The sequence below is a fragment of the Streptomyces sp. ISL-98 genome, assembly GCF_018614055.1.
In the GTDB taxonomy this organism is placed as follows: domain Bacteria; phylum Actinomycetota; class Actinomycetes; order Streptomycetales; family Streptomycetaceae; genus Streptomyces; species Streptomyces spiramyceticus.
Genome location: NZ_JAGGPB010000064.1, coordinates 17,868 through 31,322, shown reverse-complemented (window position 1 = coordinate 31,322; position 13,455 = coordinate 17,868). Strand labels below are relative to the sequence as shown.

Sequence of the window (13,455 nt, the reverse complement as noted above, 5' to 3'; positions counted from 1 at the left end):
CTGGTGGCCACTGTCAACACCGTCCATCTCGACGAACTCAGCCCGTTGCGGGTTCGGTGATGGTGGCGGGGCCAGGTGGGGTGTTCTGCCATCTGCGGGCGATCTGCTTCATCAGCTGCAGGTAGACGATCAGGTAGCGAAACGGTCGGACCCGGCCATGTAGGCCCGCCCCAACAGGCCGTTCGGTTTGACCAGCGTGGCCATCTGGGCCCAATAGCCCCCCGAGCTGTCGGGACCCAATCGTAATAGGAGAGGCAGTGCACGGTCTTGTTGGACAGCTCCCGGCCATCTCGTTGTCGGTGAGGTAGACCGGGCGAAACGGCGCCCCGTGGGGCACCGGTGCGGTCGGCCCTCGCGCAGATCGGCCGACAGCCGGTCCCGCAGGCTCGACACCCGCGCGCCGAGGTCGTGTTCTGGACGGTCCCAGCCCAGCAGCCGCCCGAGCTGCCGGCGCAGGTCCCACAGGGCGCGCGCCGGCCATGCCCAGCCGTCCGTTCGCTTGTGGTCCTCGCCGGCCATCCGTTCGCCCATCCGCACGAATCGCTCGAAGTCGTCTGGGCCGCCGGGGGTTGGCAGCGCCCGCACGTCCTCGAGGTGGAAGTCGGCAGCGATCTCGTGGATGCGCCACGGCTGATCGGTGTGCTCACTGTTGGGGAGTCTCATGCCGACATACCACCTGTTGCTGGCGCGGCCTATGTTCACGCTCGTGGAAGCCCGGCCTTGGGCGCAGGGTTGTCGCGGCGGGCGCGGCGGGCTCCGATCAGCAGCAGGGCGCACGCGAGCGCGAAGAGCGGCCAGGGTGTGAACGGGAGGACCACGGCGTCGACGACGGTCCAGGTCCCCAGCGTCCAGGCGATGAATGCCGGTGGGGTGATGCCGCGGCGGTCCAGCCACAGCACCGTCAGGCCGACCAGGATGAGCGGTATGCCGAAGCTTGCCAGGCTCATCCAGTACGCGCTGCCCGCCGGGCTCATGTCGGCGAGGTTCTCGCTCCACAGTCCGCCGCTGAACCATGTCCCGGCGTGGCGCGCGGCTTTCTCCACCGTCAGGGCGCCGAGCGTGTGTGCGGTTCCGCATAACGTGATGATCCAGCCAGCCCACTTGATCATCTGAGTTCTCCGTTCTTGTTGCGAAGCCGCGCGGTGCGACTTCGTCGCGGTTGTCTATGCGTAGCGGGGCCCAGTGATCCCCGAAACCATAGTTCCGATACTGGGGTTTCGATACTCGCGTTCCGTATCATGCGAGCATGACAGCGAGAAGGCAACGGGGTGGACGCCCCCGAGACAGTCGCGTGGATCACAAAATCCTGCAGACCACCCGTGAGCTGATCGACGAAATCGGCTACCCGGCCCTGACCGTCGACCAGGTCGCGGCGCGCGCCGGGGTGGGCAAGGCGGCGATCTACCGCCGCTACGCCTCGAAGGCCGAGATGGCGTTCGTCGCCACCATGCACGAGCAGCAGCTGCCTCCGCTGGCCGGCACCGGCTCCTTGCACGGGGACCTGCTGGCGCTGGTCCGCACGTTTCACGTCCGCATGGCCGCCCCGGCGGCCCGACAGCTGGCACCGGCCCTGATCAGCGAACTTGCCAGCAATCCCGAACTGGATACCCGGTTCCAGGACACCTTCCTGGCCGCCGAACAGGCCTGCTTCGCCGAAATCATCGAACAGGCCGTGGCCCGCGGCGAGCTGGCCGGGGCCGTCGACCCCGCGATGGCCCACCTGCTGCTGCTCGGCTCCCTGGCGTCCGCCCTGTACATCCTCAACCTGTCCGTCGACGACGCGATGGTCACCGACCTCGCCGCCGCTGCCGCAGCAGGAATCACCGCCCTGGCCGACCGGCACCACAGCGACCCCGGTGGAGCCGTCGAGCCGCGCTGACAGGGCTGTTTCTCCCGGTTGGGTGGCCGTCCGTGACTCCAAGAACCCCACCGGCCCGGCGCTGGTGCACCACCCACCGGATGAGCGACTTGCTGGACGGGGCAAGAGCGGCTGTCCACGGACTCGTTGAAGTGGCTCCGGCAAGATTTCGTAGCCCTCGACCACTCTCGGGTGGTCGGGTCACGGCGGCGTAGGTGCACGAGCGGGAATTCTCCGCTTCTGTCTACTGGGTGGCGCCGCCGGAGCTGCCCTTCTCCTGGTTCTGGCCCCACGGCCGACGCCAACTCGACACCTTCCGCCACGGCCAGTAGCCCACTACCGCCTGCGCCGACCACCAACTTGCCGAACAAATCTCGGGCCGGCGTCACCTCCGTGGTGATGGCGGTCTTGCCGAGGAGTCGGCTGTCCGGGAAGGCTAGGGGTCACGCGACCGCGACGAAGATGAGGGGGAACGGCGCCGCTTTCCCCCTGCCACGGAGAGTGACGCGCCAACTGGCCGTACGTGGGGAATTCGCGCTGGCCACTGTCACCCGGCATCTGACGCCCGCCCAGCAGCGCCGCGAGCTGTCAGCCGGTGGCTGACGGCGCGCCACTGCTTATTAAATGATGCCCACGGGGAACGGGGGCCCACAGTGGACCAGGGGATAGCGGCACTTGTGGGAGCCGCGATCGGCGGCGCGACTGCCACACTGGCTGCGCTCATCATCAGCCGGGCCACACGCCACCAGGCCCGCGCCCAGCACCACCTGTGGCGGTCCCAGACTCGCCGAGAGGTCTACACGGCCTACGCCGCCGCGCTCGACGCCGCCCTGGACGCCATCGCCCCCGTCCGGATGCAGGCCACCAAGCTGCTCGTCGCGTACCTGCGGCCGGTCGGCGCGGTCGAGGGCGTCGCGCTGGAGCAGTCCGGGGAAGCAAGGGCGGAGGAGAGGCGACGTGCCCGCGAGCTGGTTGCCGCTTTGCGTCCTTTCAGTGCCAAAGCCGGCGTTGAGGGGCCTGAACCGCTCCGTGAGGCGGTGCGTAAGTTGACGCGCAATACGGGCGCCTACCTGTCCTCCTGCATTGCCACGGTGGAGTCCGCATCCGCCCTGACAGACGAGGCGTTGCGGACCCTGGCCCAGGAGACGATGGAAGAGGCCCACCGAGCCGTCGATCGCTCACGCAAGGCGTTCTTCCAGGAGGTCAGCAATGCCCTGGAGAGCAAGCCCGGGCTGCATCGCAGTTGATGAGGAACGGCGGGGCCTGCCTCGGGGTGCCTCCCGGAAGTCGTGAACTTAGCCACCGGGGCGGAAGTGGTTGCCGCCCATGCAAATAACCCTCGGCGGTGCATGGGCCGGACGCCGACCGGTTGCGAGGCGCAGCGGTGCCGCCGCCCACAGCCGACACGCGGCGCCCTGACCCAGGGTGCACAGTAGCTGTCGCGCCTCCAGCCGGCCCCGTTGCTTCTATCCGCGATCTGAACTTGGCGTGGCAGTGCCGCCTGAGTTCGCTTCGGGTTTGTGTGGAGGATTTCGCGGGCCTGCTGTGCGGCGCGGGTGATGCTCTCGCTGATGAAGTTGACGAAGCGGGCGATGTTTTCGAGGCGGGTGGCGGCCGGGGTGTGGGGGCCGAGGATGGCGACGCCTTGGCGTGCGGTTGCGACGAGGTGGGCGGTGGCGCGGGCGCTGGCCATCGTCGATTGGTACCAGACGTCGTCGTCGACGATGTAGCGGTCGCGGCGGCGTTCGTCGTGTTCCCGGTGGACGAGGCCCTGGCTTTCGAGGAACGTGATCGCTTTGGAGATGGACGCCGGGCTGACCTGGAGGTGCTGGACGAGTTCGGACGCGGTGAGGCTGCCGGCGTCGGTGGTGTAGAGGCAGGTCAGCACTCGGGCCATCATCTTGGGCGTGCCCGCAGCCATGAGGACGGTGGTGAACGTTTCCTCGTACTCATGCACGGCCTCGGCGTCACGTCCGTGCGGCTGGGGGACTGACTCCGCCCGTCGGGAGGAGGCGGGCCTGCGCCGGTGGGCGCGGCGTTCGGTGGCGCGGTGGGCCAGGTCGGCACGGTAGGTGGTGGGGCCGCCGTTGCGCATCACCTCACGCGTGATCGTCGAGGTGGGGCGGTCGAGACGTCTGGCGATCTCCGCGTAGGCGAGGCCGTCGGCCAGTCCCAGCGCGATCTGCTGGCGTTCCTGCTGGGTGAGTCTGCCTCCCGGCATCGCGATCTCCGTCGCGGTCCGTGGTGCCTCCAGCATGGCGTTCACTCCCACTCTATTGCAACGAACAGGCTGCATCGTTGCATTAATCTCCAAGGCCACTGCAACGATTCTATGCCTTTGACCTGCATCAATGATGATTAGACGCAACGAACATATTGAAGGGTTCTTGAATGCAACGTAGCTTTTCCATCGTCAGAAACAAACGAGTCACAGGAGAGCACAATGCAGAAGTTCGACACCCCCGCCCCGGTCGCCGCCATCCTGGACATCCCCGCGGGCCGCATCCGGTTCATCGCCGCCGACCGGGCCGACACCACGGTCGAGGTCCTGCCCGCGGACGCCTCGAAGAGCCGCGACGTGAAGGCGGCGGAGCAGACCGAGGTCGCCTACAGCGACGGCGTCCTGCGGATCGAGGTCTCACCGGCGAAGAACCGGATCCTCGGCAGCTCCGGATCCGTCGAGGTGACGGTCCAGCTGCCCGCCGGCTCCCGCATCGAAGCGAAGGCCGCCGCCGCCGAACTCCGGGGCGTCGGACGGCTCGGCGACGTCGCCTTCGAGGGCGCGCACGGCTCGGTCAAGCTCGACGAGACCGAAAGCGCCCGCCTCACCACCCTCGCCGGCGACATCTCGGTCGGCCGCCTGGGCGGCCCCGCACAGATCAGCACCCAAAAGGGCGACCTCCACATCGCCGAGGCCGCACGCGGCACGGTCGTCCTGCGCACCGAGTCCGGCGAGATCTCCATCGGCGCCGCCCGCGGAGTCTCCGCCTGTCTGGACGCCGGCACCACCTACGGCCGGATCCACAACGCCCTCAAGAACACCGAAGGCGCCACCGCCGTGAACATCCGCGCGACCACCGCCTACGGCGACATCACCGCCCGCAGCCTCTGAAACGCCACCCGGCCCGAAGAGGCCGACGAAGCCGTAGGAGGAGCGCGGCCACACCTCCTACGGCGACATCACCGTCCACCGCTCCTGATCCACCTCCGACACCGGAAGAAGACAAAACCATGACCATCAAGCAGTCCGCCTGGACCGGCATGGTGTCGATCGATGACACCGCACTGGCCGTGACCGACACCGGCGGGCGGGGCCGTCCCGTGGTCTACCTCAACGGCTCCTACGCCGACCAGTCGCACTGGCGGCGCGTCATCACCAACCTCGGCAGCGACTACCGGCACATCACCTACGACGAGCGCGCCCGCGGCAAATCGAAACGCGCCACCGACTACTCGTTCGAGGCGTGCCTGCGCGACCTCGACGCCGTCCTCACCGCCAGGAGCGTGGACCGGCCGATCCTGGTGGGCTGGTCCTACGGCGCCATGCTCGCCATGCACTGGGCCGCCCACAACCCCGGCCGCACCCTGGGGGCGGTGTCCGTGGACGGCGCCCTGCCGCACGAATGGCTCGACGACGCCGCCCGGGAACAGATCCGCAAACTGTTCCGCCGGCTGAGCCCGCTGTTCCCGATCGCCCGCCCACTCGGCCTGGCCGCGCGAATGAGCGCCGCGCAACACGCCGAGATCAACATCGAGATCAACGAGCTCTGCGCACCCGCCGCCCTCAACCCGGTCTTCGACCGCGTGACCGTACCGGCCCGGTACGTGCTTGCCACCGGCGGCAACCTGGGCGGCGACCCAAAGCTGATGGAACAGATCCGCGCCAACCTCGACCCGGTGCTCACCCGTAACCCCAACATCCGCCTCAGCGCGAAGGTCGCGAGCAACCACTCCAAGATCCTGCGCAAGGACTTCCGAGCCGTCGCCGACGCGGTACGCGAGCTCGCCGCCACCCACGACCACAAGGCTGGATGAGCCGTGACGACCGCGACGGCGGCCGCCGCCCCGACCAGCCCCAGGCAGCCGAGATCTCTGCGGAGGAGTTCGAGCAGCTGTGGGCTGAAGCACGGCGGATTCTCGGCCTTCCGCCCTAAGTGGGTGAACTTGGCCAAGTGTCCGGCGTCTCGGCAGTGGGGGTGCGGCTGAATCTCAAGTACCAGTAAGCGCAGGGACACGCCGTTGTACCGCGCCCGCCAACTCGCCGCCTTCCAAAGACTGTGCGATGGCTTCGACCACCATGACCTGGACGCTTGGGAGTCCGTCTACACCAATGACACCCACTACGAAGACAAGGCGCTCCACTGGGACCTGCACGGGCGGGACGAGGCGTGACCAGCTGGGCCCTTGGTTTGCAGCCACCTCGGACATCGGCGCCGCTGTGATCGACAGCATCCATGCTCCCGACCGGGCCGCGATCATGTGGCACTTCACCTGCACCCTTCACACCGGCCGGCGCATCGACTCCCCGGGAACCAGCCTGATGAGCATCACGCCCGACGGCCAGATCAGTCACGAGATCGCGTTGTGGAGTCTGGCTGATGTGCCCTACCCGGCCGCTGCGGACTTGGGCCTCCATCCGGCCGTCCGCTACGAAGTTGCCGTGAAGACAGCTGCCGCCGGTGAGGCACATCGGCGGCCCGCCTCGCCAACTCCTACCGGAAGTCAGTCCGTCAGCCCCGCGAAGCGCGTAAACAGGCATAGACGACGGTCGGCTTCCCGCCGATCAGCAGTTCGTCCGGCGCAGAAACTGCGTCTATTCCAGCAGATCCGCGCGTTGCCGCCCGTTGGCTCCCGGGCCATGCATTGCAGCAGGTTCGGGTCGGTGCTCGGGTAGCTCCACAGTCCGTTGTCGATCCGCGGCGGGCAGAACACTCTGTTAGCCAACGCCGCTGACCAGGGTTTCACCCGGGACGGGTTCGGACTTTGGGAAGATCAGCACATAAAGGCCAGCGGCCAGGATGCCACCCGTAAGGGGGGCGATGATGAAGAGCCAGACCTGGGAAAGGGCTGTCTCGCCGACGATGAGGGCAGGACCGAGACTGCGGGCGGGGTTCACCGACGTTCCAGTGATCGGAATCCCGATGAGGTGACATACGGAGAGCGACAGCCCGATTGTCAGTCCTGCGACGGTGTCATTCGAGGTCTTGCTTGTCGCGCCGAGGGCAACGAAGACAAAGAAGGTGGTCAGCACCACCTCGGTCAGGAAGGCGCCGCCTCCATTGATGTGAATGGCGCTGGCGGCACTCCAGCCGTCGGCTCCAAGGCCGGTGGTCGAACGGTTGTAGCCGGGTGAACCGGCGAACGTACCCCACAGGAGCAAAGCCCCGAGGATGCCGCCGGTGAACTGCGCAACCCAGTAACCGATCGCCTCGACCAGCGGAATTCGGCCGGCCAGCAGGGCTCCGATGGTGACGGCTGGATTGACATGGCAGCCGGAGACGGGCCCGAGCACGTATGCCAGTGCCAATAGGACGAGACCGAATGCGAGTGCTGTAGCGACCACACCAGCGGCGTAACTGCTCCCCGCGGTGCCGAAGCCGAACGACAGGGTTGCCACCCCGACGGCGAAATACACGAGCAGCCCTGTTCCCAGCAGTTCCGCAGCCAATTTACGGACCATGTTGTTCCTTTCCCGGATGAGCATCCGGCGACCACTGCGGTCTGTGAAATCCCGTACTCGGGCCAGAACATCTACATTACACACAGAGTTATCATCGAATTGCATAGGGTAAGGCGCCGTCATGTAAAGGCTGGTCGGGAGAGCGTGACGGCAAGCACGGGAGGTGACGCCAGTCGGGGGCGTCGGATGTCGGCGTACACGCCTGCCTTCACCCCGGCGCCCCTGGCTCGCGTGGTACGGGTGCGGTCAAGGGGGACGGGAACTACTCGCTCGTCTCCCTCCTGTCGGGCGTCAAAGCCCTGAACCTCGCTTCAGGGCGCTACCTGAACCTGCATCAGTGCGTGTACTACTCGTCCTCGGCCACCAATCACTTCACGACCGTGGTGCCGGGCGGCGACGGGCGGTTCGCCACGGGGACGAACGTCTCCAACACGGCTGACAGTCAGGTGTCGTGCGGTTCGGGGGACGGGAATTACTCGCTCGTCCCCCTCCTGTCAGGCGTCAAGGCACTCTCGGTGGCCTAGGCCGGGGTCACAGACGTACGCGCCCTGGGTGTTTCGCCAGGTCAGGGCCGGTGGGCAAGCCGGTTTGGCCCGACGACCCCTCTTCTCCACGCGATAGCAGTGGAGAAGAGGACCCGTTGGCGAGACGTCTGCGCGGCGTGCTGTCGTGTGCCGGACGGCATCCGGGTAGCGGGCCGGCGGGTGTCGTCGTAGACAGAAGACATGGGCTGTAGCGGGCGGGGAGGATGGCTGTGATGGTGTTGAAGCCTCCCCTGGAGCCGATGCTGGCCCAGGCTCGCGAGTCGGTGCCGGGGCCCGGTGTGCTGCCGGGCGGTCTGGCGATGGAGCTGAAGTTCGACGGCTATCGGGATCTCCTGTCCACACCGGCCCGCCCTGGTGGTCCGGTGCTCCTGCAGTCGCGGCGCGGCTCGCTGATCCAGAATCACTTTCCCGACCTCGTCGCCGCGGCGAAACATGCCGGACGGCCTGGTCCTGGATGGCGAGCTCGTGGTGTGGGTCCGGGGGGGCCTTCGAGGCGTTGCAACGCCGCTCCGTATCCGGAGAGCGCACTGTCCAGGCCCTCGCCGCGGCGATGCCCGCCCATTTCATCGCCTTCGATGTCCTCCAGGCCCACGGTCAGGAGCTACTCAGTCAGCCGTTCGAACGGCGCCGCGCCACCGTTGAGGACTTGTTCACCCAGCGCGGTCTGACCCCGCCGTGGACCCTGTGTCCGATGACGAGGGACCCGGCCGTCGCGCAGGAGTGGCTGGAGTCCTGGACGGAGATCCAGGTCGTGGAAGGCGTGGTGATCAAGGGCTTGCAGCAGAGATATATGACCGGGCCAGAGGGTGGTCAATTGACTGCACCAACTCAGTGATCGGTTCGCCGCGGCGAGGGGCGGAGCCGAACATCGCGGCGTGCCATGTGAGACCTCCAGGGTTTACAGGGACGTGACGGACGGGTGGGTGCGGCTGCCCGAGATCGGGGCGGTGGTCGCCGGGGAGAGATTTACTTCCATGGGTGATGGTCGACGGAGCCGATCGGATGATCCCACGTCTGGTTCCGAGTGTTGGCGCGAGGTGGTCAGCTCGTCGCGGTGAACTTGCCTTGGTCACGCCTAAGGCGGCTCCTCGTCCGGGGAAGTCGTTGATCTGTTCGCAGGACGACCATTGATTCCACTCGACTCTTCAGGAGACCTCATGAGATTCCGTTCTCTCGCGGCTGCGGCTGCAGTTCTTGGTATCTGCCTCAGTGGCGCTGGTGCCGCGCAGGCTCAGAGCCAGGACGGCGATCAGTTCGGCGTCGCCCAGGGCAGCTTCGGCGGCGGCCAGTTCGGCGGTCAGGACACCGGTCAGATGGGCGGCGGTGGGTTCGGCGCCCAGGACGGCGGTCAGGACGGCGCCCAGGACAGCTTCGGCGGCGGCCAGTTCGGTGGCCAGGACTCCAGTCAGATGGGCGGCAGCCAGTTCGGCGCCGACCAGTTCGGCGGAGGTACCGGGGGGAGCTGACCTGCGTCCAACCCCGATGTTCAGGATCTGAGCGGACTGCCACATCAGATTCTGAACATCGGTGGTGGAGCGCGGTCCGCAGAGGGTTGTGATCGGCGTGCCACCTCGGCCGTGCGGGCGTTGCTGACCCGGAGGAGCTCACGCAGGGCCGACCCCTCGCGCCGATGCTCAGCGCCTCCCGAGTCGGTGCAGAGAAGGTTCAAGGTCCGCCGTCGCCAGATCACCGAAGCCGTGATCGGCGGCGTCACCGGCTCATTGAACCGTCCGCAACTGCTCGTCGTAGGGCGGTACGACACCGACGGCCGACTGCGCGCGGTCGGCCGCACCACGCCGCTGAAGCCCGACGATGCCCGCCAGCTCGCCGACCACCTCACTGAAGCCGACCCCGAACATCCATGGACCGGTGTGCGGTTCACCGCCACCTGGAGCAGCCGCAGACACCCTCGACCCGATCCTGGTCGTCCCTGATCTGGTCGCGGAAATCGGCGCGGACACCGCCATCGAGCGGGGCTCCTGGCGCCACCCACTGCGCTTCGCGCGGCTGCGCATGGACGTCACCGTGGCCGACGTTCCGCCCTTCGGGGAAGGCGCGGTGCCCGCGGCTGGCTAACGGGCTCGTGCATGGTTGGCGGTGGCGCGTCGGGAGTCTGATCGCTGATCATGGTCCCTGTGGTGCGGAAGCGGAAACGTGCAGCGATCATCCGAAGCCAGCGGATCACGGGCCTGTCGCCCGATCTGATCGCTGAACTCGTCGCCGAGATCGGCCCGTTGTCGCACGAGCGGCACCAGGCTGCACTCGCGTCGCGGCCCCGTCGTCGGGCCGTAGGTGCTGGGGCCAAGCACAAACTGGTCTTTGGCGACCGCCTGTTGGCCGCCCTCATTCACCTCCGCCATGGTGCCACCCATGATGTACTGGCGTGCTGGTTTCGACATCGAACGTTCCACCATCACGCGTGCAATCGGTGAGGTGCGGCCGCTACTGGCGATGCGCGGCCGCACCGTCGCGCCCGACCTACGGCGGCCGAGGCGCTCGCTGGAGTCCATGCCTGAATCGTGGTTGATCGCTTGTCGTTCACGGCTGCTGAGGATGACTGGTGTCGGGCGGCCACCGGATCCGGTATGGACCGTGGCGCCAACCCTTCATGAGGCTGACCAGCATTTTCCTTCGCGTGGCGCCAGATAGTGCCACCCCAGATGTAAATCCGCGCCACTATGGCTTGCATTGGCGCCATGTGAGTGCCATCATGACGCCATGAACTTAACCTCGTACGTGAACAACCTTGGGGCCGTGACACACAGCATCCTCGGCAAGGCCGAGCATGAGGTTCCAGGAATAACCAGGGGTACCCAAAACCACAGGGGCCGGATGCCACGGGTCTTCCGGCGAGTAGGGGTCGCGGCGCTGGCGGCCGCGCTGCTGGCCGGGGTGGCCACACCCGCGGTGGCCTCCGCGGACAGCATGGCCGTGCCGAAGGCCGCTGCCGGGCAGGATCGCCCGGAGCTGCAGAAGGCCATACAGGAGCTCGTCGATGCCGGTTACGCCGGGATGCAGATGCGCGTAAACGATCAGCGGGGCGAGTGGGTCGGCAGCGCCGGGGTGCGCAAGCTGGGCCAGAGCGCCAAGCCGCCGACGAACGGCCGCTTCCGGGTCGGCAGTACCACCAAGAACTTCGTCGCGACCCTGGTGCTGCAACTGGTGGCCGACGGCAAGGTCAGGCTGGACGGGCCGTTAGCCGACTACCTGCCCGAGTTCAAGCTGGACCGGCGGATCACAGTGCGGATGCTGTTGCAGCACACCAGCGGGTTGTTCAACTTCGCCGGTGGCGAGGTCTACGACGACGGGACGTACGTGCCGGGGATCCCCTGGCAGGGCAAGGAGTGGGTGGACAAGCGGTTCCACACCTACCAGCCCGAGGAGCTGGTACGGCTGGCGCTGTCCAAGCCGGCGAAGTTCGAGCCGGGGACGAACTGGAGTTACTCCAACACCAACTACGTGCTGGCCAGGCTGCTGATCGAGAAGGTCACCGGCCAACCCTACGACGAGGAGATGAAGCGGCGGATCCTGCGGCCGCTCCGCCTGCGCGACACCATGGTGCCAGGCACCCGGACGAACATCCCCGGGCCGCACGCCCACGGCTACCACCGGTATGAGGAAGCCGGCCAGTGGAAGGTCGTGGACGTCACCCGCCAGAACCCCTCCTGGATCTCCGGCGCCGGTGAGATGATCTCGACCACCGAGGATCTCCACACGTTCTTCTCCGCGCTGAATAGTGGCAAGCTCATCCCGGCCAAGCTGCTGGCCGAGATGCGCAAGCCACACCCCAAGAGCGGCGGCCTCTTCGGCCGCTACGGCCTTGGGCTGTACGTGCAGGACACGGGCCCGAACTGCGTCGGCACCATCCTCAACCACAACGGCAGCAACAATGGCTACGGGGCGCTGATGTACAGCACGCCCGACGGCAAGATGACCATGACCGCCTCGATAACCATGGGGGACGCCGCAATCGACCAAGCGCAGGTGTTCCCGAAGGCGCTGGAAAAGCTCCTCAAGAAGGTGTTCTGCAGCAGGCAGGCCGAGTCGGCGTACGGGGCCAAGCCGGCTCAGCCGACGAGCTGAGCACCGTGGACCCGTACGCCTCGAGAGGTTGTTTCGAACCTTGCGGCTCGTAGGCGTGCCCGGATAAGGCCGCCAACTGTGTGAAGTCCTGCGTCTTGTTGGCGGAATGCGCCTGGTTTGGCGTGTGTAGTTGGCTTGGGGTGGGAGGTGGTGGAGTGACTGGCCACCCCTTGGAGGTGCACATGCCCACTCGAACCGGCCGCTGCGCGGCTGTCGCCGCGGTCCTGATTGCCACCTTGCTCGGAGCCGCTGCTCCGCAAGCCATGGCCTGCGGCTGCGAGGACCACAAGACCTCCCCGCCCATCACGGATCGGCCCACGCCCCCCGGCGGTGACTTCCCTGAGGAGTCCCTCGAGCGCATCGTCCGTCTCGCACTCCGCCTCGGACTCCCCAGCGACGGCGGAGGCGGCGGTGGTGGAGGCGGCCCGGGCTAGGCCGAGCGACTGGGGGCGAGCAGCGGAGCTCAGCATGCACTGTCCGCTCTGTGAGGGTGGACTGATCGTGCATCAGGTAGAGAGCGAACTGGGCCAGGCTGAGCCCGCTGAGCTCAGCCGGCCGGTCCACAGGCGCAGACGCCGGGCCGAGCAGGCAGAACCGGTCGACGAACCCGTCGGGGACGAAGTCGGCTGACGGGGTGCCTGCTCGGCCGTGGTGTGCGTAGTCGTAGCGTCTCTAATCAGCTAAGCGATTCCATGTCAGACGTAGTGTCTGGCACGGGATCTGCCCACGGTGGAGGGGTAGCGTGAGCGTGCAGGTGGAAGCCTGCGCCCAGTGCTGCTCCGCGTGGCCGGTGACCGACCGTGGTGGGTGTGCTGATCGTTGTCACGCCCTGGTGCCGGTGGGCTGCGCGGGGCAGCCGGGTCCGGCCCGTGTGAGCGTGTCCCTCCGGACGCTTGCCCGCCGGACCCGAAGGTCCGGTGGGGGAGGGTGCCCTGCGTCGCCTGGGCGCGGGGTGTGTGTTCTGTCGCCGGGTGGGTCCGGTCTTGGACCGGACCCGACAGGTCTTCGCGGTGGTCGGGGTGACCACGGCTTTGGCTTCGAGTTTGTCCACCACGCTGCGGGTGACCGTGGAACCGCTGGCGCGGTCGGTCACGGTCTTCGCTTGGGATTTCGTAGTCGGTGAGCCGGTTGACCTCGCCAGGGAACAGGTCGGACAGGTCGGTGTCGAAGTCCGCGTACAGCGACCGCATGAGCACAGCGCGGCCGTTGTCGAGGACGATGACGGCGACGCCGCCCGTGCTGACGCCGTTCTCCGGGGCGGCCTCCCTCTTCATGGCCCGGTCGATCGG

At 67.3% G+C, this 13,455-nt stretch carries 16 protein-coding genes and 1 pseudogene; 11 read left to right on the top strand and 6 right to left on the bottom strand.

Annotated features, from left to right (window positions below; genetic code table 11):
• Positions 1–129: 129 nt before the first annotated feature.
• Together J7I98_RS33830 and J7I98_RS33825 are read right to left on the bottom strand one after the other, a co-directional pair.
• A complete protein-coding gene (locus tag J7I98_RS33830; RefSeq protein ID WP_251021592.1) occupies positions 130–663 on the bottom strand; it encodes a DUF2867 domain-containing protein in 534 nt (177 codons plus the stop codon).
• A 35-nt stretch (positions 664–698) separates the two neighbouring features.
• Complete coding sequence (locus J7I98_RS33825) at positions 699–1,109, bottom strand: DUF6463 family protein (protein WP_214928878.1); 411 nt, start codon at positions 1,107–1,109, stop codon at positions 699–701.
• Positions 1,110–1,291: 182 nt separating this feature from the next.
• Between J7I98_RS33825 and J7I98_RS33820 the strand changes: the two genes are divergently transcribed.
• Entirely contained in the window at positions 1,292–1,879 is a 588-nt protein-coding gene (locus tag J7I98_RS33820; protein ID WP_214928877.1) for a TetR/AcrR family transcriptional regulator, read from the top strand.
• A gap of 1,492 nt (positions 1,880–3,371) precedes the next feature.
• Here the strand turns inward: J7I98_RS33820 and J7I98_RS33810 are convergent.
• Positions 3,372–4,079: pseudogene (locus J7I98_RS33810) on the bottom strand (helix-turn-helix domain-containing protein); the annotation flags it as partial.
• 222 nt (positions 4,080–4,301) lie between these two features.
• On the opposite strand from J7I98_RS33810, the gene J7I98_RS33805 reads away from it, so the two are divergent.
• The 4 genes from J7I98_RS33805 (at position 4,302) to J7I98_RS33795 (ending at position 6,250) form a co-directional block, all read left to right on the top strand.
• A complete protein-coding gene (locus tag J7I98_RS33805; RefSeq protein WP_214928875.1) occupies positions 4,302–4,970 on the top strand; it encodes a DUF4097 family beta strand repeat-containing protein in 669 nt (222 codons plus the stop codon).
• 119 nt (positions 4,971–5,089) lie between these two features.
• Positions 5,090–5,893, top strand: coding sequence for an alpha/beta fold hydrolase (locus J7I98_RS33800; protein ID WP_214928874.1), 804 nt, complete (start codon positions 5,090–5,092; stop codon positions 5,891–5,893).
• Entirely contained in the window at positions 5,890–6,012 is a 123-nt protein-coding gene (locus J7I98_RS42380) for a hypothetical protein (RefSeq protein ID WP_285438120.1), read from the top strand. Before J7I98_RS33800 ends, J7I98_RS42380 begins: the two co-directional genes overlap by 4 nt.
• 85 nt (positions 6,013–6,097) lie before the next feature.
• Complete coding sequence (locus J7I98_RS33795) at positions 6,098–6,250, top strand: hypothetical protein (RefSeq protein ID WP_214928873.1); 153 nt, start codon at positions 6,098–6,100, stop codon at positions 6,248–6,250.
• 544 nt (positions 6,251–6,794) lie between these two features.
• Here J7I98_RS33795 and J7I98_RS33790 read toward each other — a convergent pair.
• Complete coding sequence (locus J7I98_RS33790; RefSeq protein ID WP_214928872.1) at positions 6,795–7,538, bottom strand: aquaporin; 744 nt, start codon at positions 7,536–7,538, stop codon at positions 6,795–6,797.
• A gap of 341 nt (positions 7,539–7,879) precedes the next feature.
• Here J7I98_RS33790 and J7I98_RS33785 point away from each other — a divergent pair, with 341 nt between their 5' ends.
• The gene (locus tag J7I98_RS33785; RefSeq protein ID WP_214928871.1) at positions 7,880–8,062 is read left to right on the top strand and encodes a hypothetical protein; all 183 of its coding nucleotides are present in this window, start codon (positions 7,880–7,882) and stop codon (positions 8,060–8,062) included.
• 517 nt (positions 8,063–8,579) lie between these two features.
• Complete coding sequence (locus J7I98_RS41675; protein WP_251021591.1) at positions 8,580–8,918, top strand: hypothetical protein; 339 nt, start codon at positions 8,580–8,582, stop codon at positions 8,916–8,918.
• Positions 8,919–9,228: 310 nt separating this feature from the next.
• Here the strand turns inward: J7I98_RS41675 and J7I98_RS33775 are convergent, their stop codons facing one another.
• Together J7I98_RS33775 and J7I98_RS33770 are read right to left on the bottom strand one after the other, a co-directional pair.
• The gene (locus tag J7I98_RS33775) at positions 9,229–9,594 is read right to left on the bottom strand and encodes a hypothetical protein (protein ID WP_214928870.1); all 366 of its coding nucleotides are present in this window, start codon (positions 9,592–9,594) and stop codon (positions 9,229–9,231) included.
• A 207-nt stretch (positions 9,595–9,801) separates the two neighbouring features.
• The gene (locus J7I98_RS33770; RefSeq protein ID WP_214928869.1) at positions 9,802–9,942 is read right to left on the bottom strand and encodes a hypothetical protein; all 141 of its coding nucleotides are present in this window, start codon (positions 9,940–9,942) and stop codon (positions 9,802–9,804) included.
• A gap of 10 nt (positions 9,943–9,952) precedes the next feature.
• On the opposite strand from J7I98_RS33770, the gene J7I98_RS33765 reads away from it, so the two are divergent.
• From J7I98_RS33765 to J7I98_RS33750, 4 genes are all read left to right on the top strand, one after another.
• Positions 9,953–10,159, top strand: coding sequence for a hypothetical protein (locus tag J7I98_RS33765; RefSeq protein WP_214928868.1), 207 nt, complete (start codon positions 9,953–9,955; stop codon positions 10,157–10,159).
• Between the two features lie 50 nt (positions 10,160–10,209).
• Positions 10,210–10,515, top strand: a complete 306-nt coding sequence (locus J7I98_RS43105; protein ID WP_374225198.1) for a transposase family protein — start codon at positions 10,210–10,212, stop codon at positions 10,513–10,515.
• 493 nt (positions 10,516–11,008) lie between these two features.
• A complete protein-coding gene (locus J7I98_RS33755) occupies positions 11,009–12,166 on the top strand; it encodes a serine hydrolase (RefSeq protein WP_214928916.1) in 1,158 nt (385 codons plus the stop codon).
• Positions 12,167–12,348: 182 nt separating this feature from the next.
• Positions 12,349–12,600, top strand: a complete 252-nt coding sequence (locus J7I98_RS33750) for a hypothetical protein (protein ID WP_214928867.1) — start codon at positions 12,349–12,351, stop codon at positions 12,598–12,600.
• The last annotated feature ends 855 nt before the right edge of the window (positions 12,601–13,455 follow it).